The 17,079-nt window shown below is 30.3% G+C and carries 18 protein-coding genes; 9 read left to right on the top strand and 9 right to left on the bottom strand.

Annotated features, from left to right (window positions below; all coding sequences use genetic code 11):
* Positions 1-12: 12 nt before the first annotated feature.
* From dinB to gdhA, 4 genes are all read right to left on the bottom strand, one after another.
* Positions 13-1,095 carry a DNA polymerase IV gene (gene dinB, locus ACTG3V_RS07500; RefSeq protein WP_439131536.1) on the bottom strand — a complete coding sequence of 361 codons (1,083 nt, stop codon included), beginning with the start codon at positions 1,093-1,095 and terminating at the stop codon, positions 13-15.
* Between the two features lie 156 nt (positions 1,096-1,251).
* Positions 1,252-2,091 (bottom strand): alpha/beta hydrolase family protein, encoded by an 840-nt coding sequence (locus ACTG3V_RS07495; protein WP_439131535.1) that lies wholly within the window; start codon positions 2,089-2,091, stop codon positions 1,252-1,254.
* A gap of 37 nt (positions 2,092-2,128) precedes the next feature.
* A complete protein-coding gene (locus tag ACTG3V_RS07490) occupies positions 2,129-2,752 on the bottom strand; it encodes a LysE family transporter (RefSeq protein ID WP_439131534.1) in 624 nt (207 codons plus the stop codon).
* A gap of 83 nt (positions 2,753-2,835) precedes the next feature.
* Entirely contained in the window at positions 2,836-4,191 is a 1,356-nt protein-coding gene (gene gdhA / locus ACTG3V_RS07485) for an NADP-specific glutamate dehydrogenase (RefSeq protein WP_439131533.1), read from the bottom strand.
* 195 nt (positions 4,192-4,386) lie between these two features.
* Between gdhA and pheS the strand changes: the two genes are divergently transcribed.
* Together pheS and ACTG3V_RS07475 are read left to right on the top strand one after the other, a co-directional pair.
* Positions 4,387-5,406, top strand: a complete 1,020-nt coding sequence (gene pheS, locus ACTG3V_RS07480) for a phenylalanine--tRNA ligase subunit alpha (RefSeq protein WP_439131532.1) — start codon at positions 4,387-4,389, stop codon at positions 5,404-5,406.
* Between the two features lie 78 nt (positions 5,407-5,484).
* The gene (locus tag ACTG3V_RS07475) at positions 5,485-5,880 is read left to right on the top strand and encodes a hypothetical protein (protein ID WP_439131531.1); all 396 of its coding nucleotides are present in this window, start codon (positions 5,485-5,487) and stop codon (positions 5,878-5,880) included.
* A 194-nt stretch (positions 5,881-6,074) separates the two neighbouring features.
* Here ACTG3V_RS07475 and ACTG3V_RS07470 read toward each other — a convergent pair whose 3' ends face one another.
* Positions 6,075-7,550 carry a Na+/H+ antiporter NhaC family protein gene (locus ACTG3V_RS07470; protein ID WP_439131530.1) on the bottom strand — a complete coding sequence of 492 codons (1,476 nt, stop codon included), beginning with the start codon at positions 7,548-7,550 and terminating at the stop codon, positions 6,075-6,077.
* An 80-nt stretch (positions 7,551-7,630) separates the two neighbouring features.
* Between ACTG3V_RS07470 and ACTG3V_RS07465 the strand changes: the two genes are divergently transcribed.
* Positions 7,631-8,173 carry a pyridoxamine 5'-phosphate oxidase family protein gene (locus tag ACTG3V_RS07465; protein ID WP_439131529.1) on the top strand — a complete coding sequence of 181 codons (543 nt, stop codon included), beginning with the start codon at positions 7,631-7,633 and terminating at the stop codon, positions 8,171-8,173.
* Here ACTG3V_RS07465 and ACTG3V_RS07460 read toward each other — a convergent pair.
* Complete coding sequence (locus ACTG3V_RS07460; protein WP_439131528.1) at positions 8,157-8,681, bottom strand: nuclear transport factor 2 family protein; 525 nt, start codon at positions 8,679-8,681, stop codon at positions 8,157-8,159. The genes ACTG3V_RS07465 and ACTG3V_RS07460 overlap by 17 nt on opposite strands.
* A gap of 2 nt (positions 8,682-8,683) precedes the next feature.
* Positions 8,684-9,274 carry a hypothetical protein gene (locus tag ACTG3V_RS07455; RefSeq protein WP_439131527.1) on the bottom strand — a complete coding sequence of 197 codons (591 nt, stop codon included), beginning with the start codon at positions 9,272-9,274 and terminating at the stop codon, positions 8,684-8,686.
* 173 nt (positions 9,275-9,447) lie between these two features.
* Between ACTG3V_RS07455 and ACTG3V_RS07450 the strand changes: the two genes are divergently transcribed.
* From ACTG3V_RS07450 to ACTG3V_RS07435, 4 genes are all read left to right on the top strand, one after another.
* Positions 9,448-10,395 (top strand): NAD-dependent epimerase/dehydratase family protein, encoded by a 948-nt coding sequence (locus ACTG3V_RS07450; RefSeq protein WP_439131526.1) that lies wholly within the window; start codon positions 9,448-9,450, stop codon positions 10,393-10,395.
* Positions 10,396-10,442: 47 nt separating this feature from the next.
* Positions 10,443-11,054, top strand: coding sequence for a thioredoxin family protein (locus ACTG3V_RS07445; RefSeq protein WP_439131525.1), 612 nt, complete (start codon positions 10,443-10,445; stop codon positions 11,052-11,054).
* A 79-nt stretch (positions 11,055-11,133) separates the two neighbouring features.
* Entirely contained in the window at positions 11,134-11,616 is a 483-nt protein-coding gene (locus tag ACTG3V_RS07440) for an ABC transporter ATPase (protein ID WP_439131524.1), read from the top strand.
* Between the two features lie 6 nt (positions 11,617-11,622).
* Positions 11,623-12,555: an ABC transporter ATP-binding protein gene (locus ACTG3V_RS07435; protein ID WP_439131523.1), complete on the top strand. Its 933-nt coding sequence runs from the start codon at positions 11,623-11,625 to the stop codon at positions 12,553-12,555.
* A gap of 144 nt (positions 12,556-12,699) precedes the next feature.
* Here the strand turns inward: ACTG3V_RS07435 and ACTG3V_RS07430 are convergent, their stop codons facing one another.
* Complete coding sequence (locus ACTG3V_RS07430; RefSeq protein WP_439131522.1) at positions 12,700-13,269, bottom strand: acyltransferase; 570 nt, start codon at positions 13,267-13,269, stop codon at positions 12,700-12,702.
* 97 nt (positions 13,270-13,366) lie between these two features.
* Complete coding sequence (locus ACTG3V_RS07425) at positions 13,367-14,107, bottom strand: energy transducer TonB (RefSeq protein WP_439131521.1); 741 nt, start codon at positions 14,105-14,107, stop codon at positions 13,367-13,369.
* Positions 14,108-14,414: 307 nt separating this feature from the next.
* On the opposite strand from ACTG3V_RS07425, the gene ACTG3V_RS07420 reads away from it, so the two are divergent.
* Together ACTG3V_RS07420 and ACTG3V_RS07415 are read left to right on the top strand one after the other, a co-directional pair.
* The gene (locus ACTG3V_RS07420; protein ID WP_439131520.1) at positions 14,415-15,149 is read left to right on the top strand and encodes a LytR/AlgR family response regulator transcription factor; all 735 of its coding nucleotides are present in this window, start codon (positions 14,415-14,417) and stop codon (positions 15,147-15,149) included.
* 5 nt (positions 15,150-15,154) lie between these two features.
* Positions 15,155-17,077: a tetratricopeptide repeat-containing sensor histidine kinase gene (locus tag ACTG3V_RS07415; RefSeq protein WP_439131519.1), complete on the top strand. Its 1,923-nt coding sequence runs from the start codon at positions 15,155-15,157 to the stop codon at positions 17,075-17,077.
* Positions 17,078-17,079 lie beyond the last annotated feature (2 nt).

Raw genomic sequence — 17,079 nt, 5'->3', positions numbered from 1 at the left:
ACCTAGTTTTTGCTAAAAATCAAACTTTAATTGTACCCAAACTGGTTCTTTTTTTTCTGTATTTAAATTCCCAAAAGAAATACCCAATAAACGTACAGAATTTAATAGTTTTTCTTGATACAAAAGCTCTTTTACAATTGGCATAAACTCTGTTTTTAATTGCAAAAAATTAGACATTGTTTTGCTTCTGGTTTGTTGTGTAAAATCAGAATATTTTATTTTTAAAGTTACTGTTTTTCCTTTTGTGTTGGCTTTTACCATTCTTCTTTCTAATTCATCAGCAATATTATCTAACTTTTCTAACATAAATATTTCTGAAGAAATGTTTTCAAAAAAAGTTCTTTCTGCTCCTAAAGATTTTCTAATTCTGTTTGGTTTTACAGGGCTGTTGTGAATTCCACGAACTATATTATAATAATGCGCTCCTGATTTACCGAATAATTGGACCAACTCTTCCAATGTTTTTTTCTTTAAATCATTCCCAACAAAAATGCCTAAATTATACATTTTTGCAGCAGTAACTTTACCAACACCATAAAATTTATTTACGGGTAAATCTTCTAAAAACTGAATTACTTCTTCTGGGTGAACTGTTTTTTGACCATTAGGTTTATTAATATCAGAAGCTACTTTTGCTATAAATTTATTGATGGAAATACCTGCTGAAGCTCGTAAACCTGTTTCGTCATAAATACGTTGCCTAATTTCTCTAGCAATGTCATTTGCAGACGGATTCCCTTTTTTATTTTCGGTAACATCTAAATAGGCTTCATCTAAAGAAAGTGGTTCTACCAAATCTGTATACTCATAAAAAATGGCTCTTATTTTGGCTGTTAACTCTTTATAACGTGCAAAATCTGACTTTACAAAAATGATATGTGGGCATTTTTGTTTTGCCAATACATTGCTCATGGCAGATTTTACCCCAAATTTTCGAGCTTCGTAACTAGCTGCAGAAACTACACCTCTATCACCTCCACCACCAACAGCAATCGGTTTTCCTCTCAATTCTGGGTTGTCTAACTGCGCTACAGATGCGTAATAAGCATCCATATCTACATGAATAATTTTACGAAAAGGAGATTGGAGTTCCATGTATCGAATTTACGAAAATGTCACTATTTTTCATTACGAATGAAGAACGAATGAAGTGGTCTGTTCGTGTTTTATGAGAATTTATGCTGTGTCAATCTTTTATTTTATCAGCATTTTAATCAACTAAAAAATCGCTTCGTAAACTCGTGTAGCTATTTATTTCAAAAAATCAATACAGTGATTAATAACCTCTTCCAATTCTTTTGACACATGGTCTTTATCCCAAGGATGTGCAACATTAAACACATGATTTGCATTTTGAATAATTTGAAATTGTGCCTTTGGGTTCCATTGTTTTAGGTTTTTTCCTTCATCTAAAGAAACAGCATCATCATGATCCCCATGAATAATCAACTGTGGAATTTTTAAATTTTGAACTGCATTTTTGATATGTAAACGCTCTTCGTTAGCTTTAAAATTTTCATAAAATTGATAAAAATGAGGCATATTTTGTTTGGTTCTTCCATTAACCACGTACTTAACGCCATTTTTTTTCCAATTTTCTAAATCGCCAATTGTAGAAGATCTTTTGCCAAAGTCGCAAACAGCAGCTAACGTTATTACTTTTTTTACACGACTGTCTTCATTTGCTTTTAACAATACAATTCCTCCTCCTCGACTATGGCCAATGATAGCGATATCATTAATATTAGCTTCTTTTTTAAAGCTCTCTTCTGAAGAAATCCAATTGATAACGCTTTCTAAATCATCCAATTCTTTAGTATAATTGTTATTCCCAAACGCCTCTAAATCTGGAAAATCAATGGGTTGCTCAACTGTACCTCCATTATGTGAAAAATTAAATTTGATGAAGAAAAAACCTGCCTTTGCAAATGCTTTAGCCATTAAATTCCAAGCGCCCCAATCTTTAAATCCTTTGTAACCATGACAAAAAATAACCACTTTTTTTGGTTGATTAGATTCTTTATAAAAAACATCAGTTACCATTGGTTTTTGATGCCTTCCATCAATAATAAGATTTTTAAGAATTTTCATTTTTTTAGTTTTTTTACTACAAATTTAAGAAAAGTAACTACTTGTAAAATAGGTGAATTAAGTTTCCAATAGCTACAACACCTGTTAAACAACCTAAAATAAAATCCATTTTTGAAGCAATATAAGAAAGCTTATCCTGAATTTTATTCGCAACAATTGCATAAATAGCATATAGTGTAAATGAACCAATTGTTGAACCTATGGAAAAATAAAGCGCATTTATATATGAATATTCAAAATACGCAACCCCAATTAAAATAGAGATAAACGTAAAGTAAAAAGGAATTGCCATCATATTTAAAGAAGACATCATAATTCCGTAAAAATAGGCTTTTGATTTAGGAATTTCTTGATCTTTATTACTTTCATTTGTTGAAAAGTATAACCTAAAAAAATTTATTGATAGTAAGAATAGGATACCTGTACCTATTTGCTGAATTAAAGTAATATATTCTGAATTTTCCATCAAAATACTAGATAGGTATGCTCCTATATTTGCTTGAAAAAAAAGCACTGTTGCATAACCACCAATTAAGAAAAAGGCTGGTTTTTTTCCATTTCTTAAACTGAATTTTACCACAGTTAAGTTTAAAAAACTTGGAGTAATACTACCTAAAGAAGCTATGGCAAAACCTAAAAAAAAGCATGTAAAAAAGTTCATATAGAATATATTCTTAGCAAATAAACAAAGAAACGCGCCAATAAATTGACACGTTTCCTATAAATAATATAATTATTAGTATTTTAGATAATACCTTGAGCTAACATTGCATCTGCTACTTTTACGAAACCTGCAATATTTGCACCTCTAACATAATCGATAGTACCATCATCATTTTTACCATATTCTACACAAGAATCATGAATATCTTCCATGATATCTTTTAGTTTTTCATCAACCTCTTTACGAGTCCAACTCATTCTTAAAGCATTCTGGCTCATTTCTAAACCAGAAGTTGCAACACCACCAGCATTACTTGCTTTACCTGGCGCAAATAATATTTTTGCATCCTGAAAAGCGTGCATAGCATCTGGTGTAGAAGGCATGTTAGCGCCCTCAGAAACACACATACAACCATTATCTATTAACATTTTTGCCTCTTCGCCATTCAGCTCATTTTGTGTTGCACAGGGTAAAGCCACATCACATTTTACAGACCATGGTCTTTCTCCTTTAAAATATTTTGCTGATGAATACTTTTCAACATACTCGCTGATTCTACCTCTTTTGTTGTTCTTTAAATCCATTACGAATTCAAGTTTCTCTGTATCTATACCCTCTTCATCATAAATATATCCTCCAGAATCAGAAAGCGTTAGCACTTTTGCTCCTAATTCTATAGCTTTTTCAGCAGCAAATTGTGCAACGTTTCCAGATCCAGAAATCACTACTGTTTTACCTTGAAAAGAATCCTCTTTAACTTTTAACATATTTTCTGCAAAATACACAGCACCATATCCTGTAGCTTCAGGTCTAATTAATGAACCACCCCAAGATTGCCCTTTACCAGTTAGCACTCCAGTAAATTCGTTATTTAGTTTTTTGTACATCCCAAACATAAACCCTATTTCTCTGGCTCCTACCCCAATATCTCCAGCAGGCACATCTGTACTTGGCCCAATATGTCTAAATAATTCTGTCATAAAAGCATGGCAAAAACGCATGATTTCATTATCTGATTTTCCTTTAGGATCAAAGTCAGAACCTCCTTTTCCTCCACCCATAGGTAATGTAGTTAAAGAGTTCTTAAAAACTTGTTCAAAGGCCAAAAACTTTAAAATACTTGCGTTTACTGTTGGGTGAAAGCGCAAACCACCTTTGTAAGGACCAATAGCAGAGTTCATTTGTACTCTATACCCTCTGTTTACCTGAATTTCTCCATCATCATCTACCCAGCAAACACGAAAAGAAATTAATCGTTCAGGTTCAACCATTCTTAAAAGAACGTTTTTTCCGAAATAAATATCATTTTCAATGACATAAGGAATTACAGTTTCTGCCACTTCTTGTACGGCCTGTAAAAATTCTGGTTCATGCCCATTACGTTGTCTAACCAACTCCATGAACCCATCTATTTTTGATTTAATACTATCTTCCATATTTTTTTGAGATATTAATAAAAATTTAATGATGTAAAGATAGTTATTTTTAAATATGATAAAATTAAAAAGTTTTCATAATTTTTTATAAAGCCCTTATTTCAATCGATTTCGCTTGCTGTTTGTCATTTCTACTAAAATACAATCTTAAACTCTTTAAAAAAGTTTAAATTTGCGATCTAATTATCCTGGAAAATGTTAGACAAAGTAAAAGAACTGATTGGTGATGTAAATGCATTTAAAGCTACTTCTAAAGAAGAAGTGGAAGCTTTTAGAATTAAATATTTAGGGAGCAAAGGGTTGTTAAAAGGATTATTTGCCGAATTTAAAAATGTAGATGCAGCATTGCGTAAAGATTTTGGACAAGCGTTAAATAATTTAAAAAAATCTGCTGAAGGAAAAGTTGCTGAACTTAATGAAACCCTCGAAAATGCTGTTGAAGAAAAAGGTATTTATGGTGATTTAACTCGCCCTTCTGAACCTATTGAATTGGGTTCTCGTCATCCGATATCATTAGTAAAAAATCAAATTATCGAGGTTTTTAATAGAATTGGTTTTACGGTTTCTGAAGGACCAGAAATTGAAGATGATTGGCATAACTTTACTGCTTTGAACTTGCCAGAATATCATCCTGCAAGAGACATGCAAGACACTTTTTTTATAGAGCAAAATCCCGATATTTTATTGCGTACACATACATCTTCTGTACAAGTGCGCTATATGGAAGAAAATAAACCACCAATTAGAACCATTTCTCCTGGTAGAGTTTTTAGAAACGAAGATATTTCTGCGCGTGCACACTGTATTTTTCATCAGGTAGAAGGTTTGTATATAGATACTGATGTTTCTTTTGCTGATTTAAAACAGACACTTTTATATTTTACTAAAGAGATGTTTGGAAAATCTAAAATCCGTTTACGTCCTTCTTATTTTCCGTTTACAGAACCAAGTGCGGAGGTTGATATTTACTGGGGATTAGAAACCGAAACAGACTATAGAATTACCAAAGGTACTGGTTGGTTAGAAATTATGGGTTGTGGTATGGTAGACCCAAATGTGTTGAAAAATGCAAATATTGATCCTACAAAATATTCTGGTTACGCTTTTGGAATGGGTATTGAACGTATTGCTATGTTGTTATATCAAATACCAGATATTAGAATGTTTTACGAAAATGATAAACGGTTTTTAGAGCAGTTTAAATCTGTAATTTAGTTTTAAAAGTTGCAAGTTTGTAAAGTTAGAATCTTTACTTTATGAACTTTTTACTCTTCAACTTTATTAACCATATTTATGAAAAAAGACATCCAAATTCCTGAAGTTACTGACGTTGAAGTTGCTGTGGTTTATGAATACAATGATATTTATAAAACAGATGATTGGAACGTTTATATCATCAATAAAAAAGATGTTGATTTAGAAATGGTAGTAATTGTTTCTCAAGGTTTTTCTGAGAAGAAAACCACTTCTTTATTGCGTAAAAAAATCGAAAAATTACCTGCCAATTCTTTTGCAAAAGTTGAACTCATTCAACCTGAACTATTCAAATTAAACAATCGTTTTCAAGTGAGTTTTTTTGAAGGAAATACCTTGTTTGAAAAAACATTTATTTTTAAAGCAAACACCATTAAAGAAGGTGCTTTACGCTTGATTCCTGAATTGAATAAACGTGGGGTTTTAGTTCAATAATTTTGATTATTAAAAATCAAGATGCTTCATAAATTAAAGAATAGTTTTTAAACAAGCCTGCGTTAGCGATTGAAGCATTTGTTTGAGCTCTTTTATGAGGAACGAATAAAAAGCGAGTGCGAAAAGCGCGACCCTTGGGTAACGCTAAAATTATACAAATAAGATTCTGAAATAAGTTCAGAATTGTGTTTCACTTACCCCAAAAACCCAATAATCAAATACAAAATAGTGGTAACAATTCCTCCAAATAAAGCATAAGGCAGTTGTGTTTTTACATGGTCAATATGATCTGAAGCAGAAGCCATAGAAGAAATGATAGAAGTATCAGAAATTGGCGAACAATGATCTCCAAAAATTCCTCCTCCTAAAGTAGCAGCCACAACAATGGTAATATCTGCTCCATGAATATTTGCCATGGGTACAGAAATTGCCAACATAATGGCAAAAGTTCCCCAAGAAGTTCCTGTAGAAAAAGCAATAAAAGAACTCACTACAAAAACTACTGCTGGCAATAATTCTGGAGACAACCAGCTCTCTGTAATATTTGCTACGTAATTTCCTGTATCTAGTGCTTTACAAGCATCGCCTATAGCAAATGCTAGCAACATTAACAATGCCAAAGGCATTAACTCACTAATACCTTTTAACGTTAGGTTTATAGCTTCTTTAGGTTTTAAAATTCCTTGGATAAAATACATTACGATTGCTACCAAAATTGCAGTGATTACTGCGTACAAAACCGATGAAGATCCAGAACCTTCTCCAATGGCTTGTGAGGCATGATTTAAAAATGATGTAGCTTCTTTTACAGCATCCCAACCTGTATATATTAAGTTGATAGGCATCATACAAACCATTACCAAAAGTGGTACAATCATATTATACGCTTTGGCTTTGATACCTTCTTTTGGCGGAAAAGAAGTAACCTCATCAGAAACCATTGGCTTTGAACCTTCGTTTAATAAAGCTCCTGTTTCTTTAGTTCTTTGTTCTGCTTTTTTCATCAATCCAAAATCTTTTTTTGATAAAATGATGAAAAACAAAATCGCAATCGCTAACAGTGGATAAAAATTGTATTTAATAGACGCTATCATCACAGCAAATGGTTTGTCTATTCCTTGGGTTAACAACAAGCCCATTATAAAAGCTCCCCAAGCATTAAAGGGAATTAAGATAGATGATGGTGCAGAACTTGAATCTGCAATGTAGGCTAGCTTTTCTCTTGGAATTTTTAGTTTGTCGAAAATTGGTCGATACAAAGTTCCTACTGTTAATGAGCTAATACTCGTTTCTACAAACAATAATAAACCCGTAAATGTGGCTAAAATTTGAACCATTACTCTACTGTACCCAGATTTTTTTTGCTCTAGTTTTACCAATCTTTTATTGATGATGTTAATAAAGCCTTCAACCCCTTTTGAATATTGAATAAAAATCAACAAAGACCCAACTAAAGCACTAAACATAATGGTTCTTGTATTTCCTTTAGATTGAAAAACGTTAACCATTCCTTCAATCATTGCTAAAGTACCTTCTAATGGGTTCCATCCTTTTATAATCAACCAAGAAAACCAGATTCCAAATAAAAGAGCAATGTATACTTGCTTGGTTCTTAATGCTAAAATAATGGCTAATATTGGTGGTAAAACTGAGAGAAATCCGTAATCCATAAAGATGTTTAATTTTGCTAAAGGTAATAAATTAATAATTTCAGATGTTGTAAATTAGTATTTTCAAATCAAAATTTAAAATGTCAAAATTTTACACAAAAATTACGAGCAGACTTCAAAAGTTTATTGAAGCACAGAAGATATTCTTTGTAGCCACAGCTCCAAATTCAGGACGTATAAACTTGTCTCCAAAAGGGATGGATTCTTTTAGAGTGATTTCTGAAAACCGCGTTTTATGGCTAAATGTAACTGGCAGTGGAAATGAAACTGCTGCACATTTACTAGAAAATAAACGCATCACTTTAATGTTTTGTTCTTTTGAAGGCGCCCCTAATATTTTGCGTTTGTATGGAGAAGGAAAAGAAATTAAAGAAGGGAATGCTTCTTGGAACGAACTCATTTCTTTATTTCCAGAAACTCCTGGAACACGTCAAATTTTTGATATTACTATTGCATCTGCACAAACTTCTTGTGGCATGTCCATTCCGTTTTTTGAATATAAAGGCGAAAGAAATGAACTTAATGATTGGGCTGCAGAACAAGGAAAAGAAGGAATCGAAAAATATTGGGAAGCCAATAACCAACAAAGTATTGATGGCTTACCTACTAAAATTTTTGATTAAATTTTTTTAAAAAAGCGGCATCACTTTTTTGCTTAGCAGCTATTACTTTTTGCACATCCTCATTGGGTATAGAAACCGATAATACATAATGTTTAATTTTCCATGTATTTTCTTTTTTCTCTAAAACTCCAGAGCCTCTGCATGTACCCATCCACGAATGTAAAAGTTCATCAAACCAAGCAAAATTACCAAGATTACTTATATAAATATTGCGCTCTAAGGTTTTAAAGTCCCATGCTTTTCCTTTATCAAAATACGGTTTACTAAATTTTGCGAACGCAGTTTTATCCCAATTTTCAGTAGCATCTGTACCAATAAATACAGAAATACTATCCATTTTACCAAAATAATCATTAAAATTAGCTTCTGTTGCAGCCAAATGCCAATCGTTTAAAAGTGTATTAATTTTACTTTTTGCTGTTTCTTTTGCTTCAACTTGTGCCAACTTTTGAGCTTTAGCAGCAGTCATTAAAAAAACAAATAGTATACATAAAAAAACTTTTTTCATCATCAATTTTTTGGGGTGAGTTTTACATTATTTTTCAAACTTTTACGGGTAACGCTATCCATTTTAGTAGAATCTAACCCTATAAAAGTAAGGTCTACCCCTATTTCATCTTCAAAACGTTTTTTAGAAAAAATAGTATTTACCTTAGCATTTACTGCAGAAAATGCATCAATAATTTTTTCTGTTTGTAAATGAACCTCATCTGCAGTTATAGCCGGAATTGTAGTCATATCAGACAGGCGCAAGGTTTCATTGTAAAGAATATTAACTCTAGCATTGAATGAAGGTAGCTTAAACATATCTAATTTTATACTATCCTTTAATTTTGTAATTAAACCTTTTAACTCTAGAGCATTACTCAAAACTTCATTAGCAGATGCCTTTTTAAATCGTCCTAAAAAATTATCAACATTTTCTAGCTCTTTCCAACTTTCTATTTCTTCTTTGTAAATAGGATTTATTGGTTTTACTGACGGATGCTCTTTAACAACGCTCAAAAGCGGCTTTATCTTTTCCTCTGTGTTGCCTTGTTCTTGCTTTTTAGCACAAGAAAAAAGAATAATAAGTATTGTAAATGATAAAAAGTATTTCAAAACTAAAATTTATGTTGTAAAAATAAACATTTTTAAAGGGTAAAACTCTTATTGAAAACTTAATTTTTTTTAGATTACAATTTTCAATTCCGTAATAAATAAATGTTTTAGGGAAACTTAATTGCGAATACTAAAATTAATTACCTTTGTTATTAATAAATATATAATTTTAAATGACAAAAACTCGTATTCTTGTTTTAGGCGCAAGCGGACAAATAGGCACAGAACTTACTCAAAAATTACGTTTATTGTATGGAAATACGCAAGTAATTGCATCAGATATTAGAAATGGCAGTGATGAAATGATGGCTTCTGGCCCATTTGAAATTATTGATGCTACAGATAAAGCTACGATTTTAAAAGTAGTTCAAAAATATAAGGTAACTCAGGTGTATTTATTAGCTGCAATGCTATCTGCAACAGCAGAAAAACATCCACAACAAGCTTGGAATTTAAACATGAATTCGCTCTTAGCTGTGTTAGATTTAGCAAAAGAAAAACACATAAAGCAAATATATTGGCCAAGTTCTATAGCCGTTTTTGGGCCAACAACACCAAAAGTAAATACACCTCAAAAAACAGTAATGGAGCCAACTACAGTGTATGGAATTAGTAAAGTTTCTGGTGAGTTTTGGTGTAATTATTACTACGAAAAATATGGTGTAGATGTAAGAAGCTTACGTTATCCAGGCATTATTTCTTGGAAAACAAAACCTGGTGGTGGTACTACAGATTATGCTGTTGATATCTTTTTTAAAGCTTTAGAAAATAAGAAATACGAATGTTTTTTGTCTGAAAATACACGCTTACCAATGATGTATATGGATGATGCTGTAAACGCAACTATTGAGTTGATGAAAGCAGATCCTGATGCTATAAAAATAAGAAATGGTTATAATTTGGCTGCAATGGATTTTACTCCAAAAGAAATTGCCTTAGAAATTCAAAAATACATCCCAGAATTTGAAATTACCTATCAACCAGATTTCAGACAAAAAATTGCAGATAGTTGGCCTTCGTCTATTGATGATTCTGATGCTAGAAAAGATTGGAACTGGCAACACAATTACGATTTAGAATCAATGACAAAAGTCATTATTCAACAGATAAAGAAACTGTAAGTTTGTGCTAAATTTACGTCTAACATTTTGTATTTAGCATTAAAATTATGAAAGAAATTATCAAACAAAGTTTAGCAAACACCTACACATATCAAGAATATAGAGCATTGGTAAAACGTTTATTAGAAGAAGGAAAATCTACTGGACCTAATCAATCTGAAGCATTAACAAATTACAGCATGTTGAATGATAGAAGAATGAAACGTTTAGACAAAACCGTTAAAATTACTGAACAAACAAAGCAAGAAATTGAAAAAATTGAAACACCACAAACTTGGTTGGTAATAACTGAAGGATGGTGTGGAGATGCAGCACAAAATTTACCAGTAATTCACAAAATGGCAGCTTTGAACAAAAACATCAACTTAAAATTGGTATTACGTGATGAAAACTTAGATTTGATGGATTTATTTTTAACCAATGGTGGTAGAGCAATACCTAAATTAATTGCTTTAGATAATGAGCTGAATGTTATAGATACCTGGGGACCAAGACCAACTGTTGCTACTAAAATAGTTGCAGACTATAAAGCAACACATGGTGTTTTAGATGCTAAATTTAAACAAGATTTGCAAGTTTGGTACAATAAAGATAAAGGACTAAGTACTCAAGAAGATTTTGTGAAAATATTACAAAAAACATCTTTAAAAGAAGTTTAAAAAGATTGCAAAAAACCTAAAATCTGTTTTTAAAACCTCGGTTTTTCTTTGTGTATATTTGTAATCTTAAACCACGTTTATGTTTGTTGATTACAAATCTATTACTGATGATGCTAAAGTTTGGATCTACCCTTCTAGCAGAAAGTTTTACAAAAATGAAATTGAGACTGTTGAAAATGCCATAAAAACGTTTGTAGAAAACTGGAATAAAGAGGACGAAAACTTTAAAGCATCGTATCAATTTTTATACAATAGATTTATTGTTATAGTAGCTGATGATGAAAAATCTCCATTAACCAATACAGCTATTGATGCTTCTGTGTCTTTTATTTTAGATTTACAAGAAACATACAATGTTCAGCTTTTAGATAAAATGAATGTTTGCTTTAAACAAGGTGAATTTGTACAATATAAAGAGCTTAAAGATTTTAAAAAACTATTAAAAAACAAAGCCTTAACTGGTAAAACTATTATTTTTGATAATTTAATTACCAATAATCACGATTTTAAAAACTATTGGGAAACCCCTATAGAAGATAGTTGGTATAGCCGATTTTTATAAAATTTTATGCTACAGGTTAATCATATTTCATACTCATACTCTAAGAATAAAACCGTTTTAAAAAACTTTAATTTTACCTTAAAAAAGGGTGAACATTTATGTGTAATGGGTGAAAGTGGTTGTGGAAAATCAACATTACTTAAGGCTATTTATGGATTGTTGGATTTGCCTAAAGGCACTATTTTTTGGAATGATGAACAAATTTTAGGCCCAGAGTTTAATTTAGTACCAGGTTTTGAAAAGTTTAAATATGTAGCACAAGATTTTGATTTGATGCCTTACATTTCTGTATCAGAAAATATAAAAAAATTTTTATCTCGTTTTTATCCAGAAGAAAGTGAAGAGCGCACACAAGAGTTGTTAGAGGTTATTGAAATGAAACCGTTTGAAAACGTAATGGTTAAAAATTTAAGTGGTGGTCAAAAACAAAGAGTTGCCATTGCTAGAGCTTTAGCTAAAGAACCTGAATTACTTTTGTTAGATGAACCCTTTGGACAGATTGATAACTTTAAAAAAAATGCTTTAAGACGTAAGTTGTTTGGGTATTTAAAAGAAAAAAAAATTGCCTGTATCGTTGCCACACACGATAAAAATGATGCGCTTTCTTTTGCCAATTATTTAATCATTATTAAAAAAAATAAAATTTTAGTAAATAATAATCCTAAAGAAATTTATAAAAACCCTAAAGAAAAATATGTTGCTGCGCTTTTTGACGATGTAAACGAACTAAAAGTTGATGATAAAAAACAATTGCTATATCCTCATCAAATAAAAATTATTGATGAAGAAGATGCTAAATTTTCTGCAACTGTTATAAACGCATACTTTAAAGGTTCTTTTTGGTTGATTGAAGTATTTTTTGAACAAACATCAATATTTATACATCATCATGTTGCAATTCGTAAAGGTGAAACAATTCACTTTAAATTTATAAAGTAGCCTTGAGTATATTGAGTTTTTATCCTTTAAAAAAATAACGTAATACCGAAAGAATAAGAGTCTTTGAAATTGTATAATTTCTTTGAAAATAACAAATATCTAATTTATATAATTAAAAATTTTAATAGAAATCATTTTATTTTTCTACAACTTCTCTATACCACCTTCTACCATTTTGTAGTATTTTTTACTTTCTCTACACTTTGCAAAACCATCATCGTTAAAAATTAAGGTATGCCCATATTCGCTAACCCAACCTATTTGTTTTGATGGATTGCCGACAACTAATGCAAAGGGTAAAACGTCTTTTGTAACTACAGAACCTGCACCTATAAAAGCATATTCGCCAATAGTAATACCACAAATAATAGTTGCATTGGCTCCTATACTTGCCCCTTTCTTTACTTTTGTTTTTAGGTATTTGTTTCTTCTTATAATAGCGCTTCTAGGATTAATTACATTGGTAAAAACCATAGATGGTCCTAAAAAAACATCGTCTTCGCAAGTAACTCCAGAATAAATTGATACGTTATTTTGCACTTTAACATTTTCACCTAAAACAACATTAGGAGATACCACTACATTTTGACCAAGGTTACAACGTTCACCAATTTTACAATTAGACATAATATGACTAAAGTGCCATATTTTAGTGTCTTTTCCTATTTTACAGTTTTCATCTATTACAGCGGTTTCGTGAGCAAAATAATCCATTTTTATAATTTTTAGTTTGGGGAATAATATTACTTACAAATGTAAAATAAAAAACCCAACTTATAAATTGGGCTTTTTATTTTATTGGTCATTAATTTTAATCTACTCTAAAGGTAATTGGTAATGCATATTTTACTTTTACAGCTTTATTTCTTTGTTTACCTGGGGTAAATTTAGGAAGCTTTTCAATTAATTGTTGTGTTTCATTCTTTAACTTAATGTGTGGTGCATTAATTTTAATATCAACAACATCTCCTTGATCATCTATAATAAATTGAGTAAAAATTCTATGCTTACCAGCACGTAAACCTAATTCATTGGCTAAATCTACATCAAAATTTCGTTGTACAAATCGCATCATTTTTTTATCAAAACACTTTTTATTTTCTGCTTTGGTTAAACCCTCACATCCTTTAAAAACAGGAGCATTTTCAATTAAAAGAAAGGGTACAGTATCTGGTGCTTCTTCATCTAAAGGCTCGTCTGCAGTAACAACATCATCTATATTTAATTGTACAGGTTCTTCATCTGGCATATCAATAATAGTTTCTTCAATATCATTATCCCCTTTTTTAATTTCTGCATCAGGTATAAATTGTTGTTTGGGTATTTCTACCTTTGGTTTTGGCTTTGGTTCTTTTACAAAACGAACCTCAGTAGCAGGTTCAACATAAACCGCATTTGTATGCTCTTGTTTGTAAACAATAGCTGTTTTCTGTTTCGTTTTATGCTCTAAGGCCATGTAAACAATAAAGAGTACTAATACAAGTCCTAACTGAGTAAAAATGGTTGAGAACTTTTCTAATTGTTTGGTTGGTAGTTTTTTTAGATTTTTCATAATTAGAAAATTTTAAGTTGTTAAAACTTTGTTAAACCAAATAACGTGCCAAAAAACGTCTATTCAGATATTTAACATTTGTTTACTTCTAAAACAACAACCTTCTATTTATAGAAAACTTATAAAGATTTATACAATTAATGCGCTTTATATTTTACTAAGTTTAAAATATAGGTAGTACATTGTATAGGTATTCATTTAACCACTTATAAACAATTAAAGGCAAGTTGTATTAAAAACAATACAATTTGTACATCGATAAAAGTTAATTACGAAATAAATTTTAACTTTGAGAAAATTGATAAGAATGATTAAAGCTGTAATTATAGATGATGAGCCAAAGGCTATACAAGGTTTGGCTTGGGAACTTTCTAATTTTAGTGATGAACTCGAAGTTGTGGCTACATTTACAGAACCTGAAGAAGCAATAAACTACTTAAAATCTGCTAAAATAGATTGTTTATTTTTAGATATTGAAATGCCAACTATGGATGGGTTTCAGTTTTTAGAACAATTAGAAAATAAAAATTTTGCTGTAGTTATTACAACAGCTTACAATGAATATGCAATCACAGCTTTAAAAAAAGAAGCTATTGATTATTTATTAAAACCTATTGATTCTGATGATTTATCAGAAACAATTAAAAAAATTAAAAAACACAACATTAAAGGTTTTAATGCCGACAAATTTGAAGATATGTTGTTACAATTTAACAACACACTGCACCATAAAAAAATAACTATAAATACGGATGGTAAATTGGTTTTTTTAGAGCCAAAAGATATTTATTATGTAGAGTCTGATGGCAATTATTCAACTTTATATTTATCAAAAAATAAAAAAATCGTGGTTACTAAAAAGCTAAAAGAAATTAATGAATTACTGCCTAAAAAACATTTTTTTAGAATACATAATTCGTATATCATTAACCTAAACAAAGTTAAAGAATTTTTAAAATCTGATGGTTATGTAATTTTAGAAAGTGGTGCAAAGGTGCCTGTTTCTAGACAAAGAAAATCTGAATTTTTAGAAAAATTATAAAAAGTATGCAAAAATTATGGCTGTTTTTCGTTTTGTGTTTTTTCTTTTTTCAATCAAATGGACAAAAGAAAACGCCAGATTTTAATCTTCAAGTTGATAGTATCTTAAAAGTTAAACCCATTACTTATAAAGGAATCAATAACTTTTTAAGACCTTTTAGAAGAGATACAGTAAAATTAAAAATACTAGCCCAAAAATTTGAAGAAGCTTCTTATTTAGATGGTAAAACGTATGTTGAAAATTTATTAGGAATTCAATTTAGAAACTATTCGTTATTCGATAAAGCCATTACAACACATACTTTTGCATTAGAAACCGCCAAAAGAGCAAAAAGTATAGAATTTGAAGTGTTTAGTTTAAACATGTTGGGTGTAGACTACCGTAAAATGGATGCTAACAGAACTGCTTTAGATTACAATTATGAAGCACTAAAATTAGCTGAAACAGTAAAATCACCAAGCCTTGGTTTGCAAAGAAGCATTGCTGTTTCTTTAAATAGCATGGGGAATATTTACCTACTTTTAAAACAGTATGATTTGGCTATTGAACGTTTTAAAAAGTCTCAGAAAATAGAACGTAGCATTCATAACGAATTAGGTTTAGCTATCAACTATCAAAATATTGGGTATGCAAAAGATGCACAAGGAAAAACGGATGAAGCCTTAGATTATTTTCTAAAATCTTTAGCCATAAACAACAAAATAAATAACGTTTTTGGTAAGGTTATTTGCAATGGTAGCATTGCTAATATTTACATAAAACAAAATAAACCCAAAGAAGCAATTTCTTTAATTACTGCTAATTTTAACGATGTAAAAAAATTAGGGAATCAAGAAATGTTAGCTGACTATTATATAAATTTAGGTTGGGCTCAAGGTAAACTAAACAATTTTTTACTGGCAGAAAAAAACTTAAATACAGGATTAAAAATTGCTAAAAAATACAATTTTGCCTTAGAACAATCTTACGCCTACAGCTGCTTATCAGAATTATATCAACAAAAAAAAGAATACCAAAAAGCGCTTGAGTACCATAAACTCTCTTATGAATTTGAAAACAAAATTTCTAACGAAAGAAACACACAATATGTAAACGACCTTATTATAAAGTACGATAGTGAACGTAAAAATAACGAGATAAAAAACCTTGCCAAACAAAATGAGATTGCAAAGTTGCAATTGATGAAAAATAGAAATATTTGGATTATTATTATTGTAACTTTTTTATTAATTATTGCAGTTTTATACTTTTTGTACAGACAGCGTTTACTGCAAAAACAAAAACGCATTTTAACTTTAGAGCAAGACGTTTTAAGAACGCAAATGAATCCTCATTTTATTTTTAATGCGTTAAACTCTATTAAACATTACATTATTAATAATGAGCAAAAAAACGCAGTTCGTTACCTAAATAAATTTTCGAAACTGGTTCGTAAAATCTTAGAATCTTCCAAATTAAAAGAGGTTTCTTTACAAGAAGAATTAGCAACTATGGATTTATATATGAACATAGAAAACATTCGGTTTTCTAATGAAATTGAGTATGCTATTAATGTTGATGACAGAGTAGATTTGGCAAATATTAAAGTACCTCCTTTGGTCTTACAACCCTTTTTAGAAAATGCCTTATGGCACGGATTATCTTCTAAGAAAGGTGATAAAAAAATTCTTTTATCTGTGTTTCAACCCTCAAAAGCATTTATTCAAATTGATATAGAAGATAATGGTATTGGTAGAACTGCTTCTGCTAAAATTAAATCGAAAAAAATTATCAATAGAAAATCAATTGGAATAGAATTAACCAAAGAACGCTTACAAAACTTTATAAAAGATTTTCAAAATCCTTTTAGCCTTATTTTTAACGATTTATTTGATGATGACAAAAAACCTAAGGGAACAAAGGTTGCCCTTAGAATTCCTATAATTTAAAA

Source organism: Polaribacter sp., assembly GCF_965660385.1.
Taxonomy (GTDB): domain Bacteria; phylum Bacteroidota; class Bacteroidia; order Flavobacteriales; family Flavobacteriaceae; genus Polaribacter.
The sequence above is the reverse complement of the archived record's forward strand: the minus strand, read 5'-3'. Positions and strand labels throughout refer to the sequence as shown.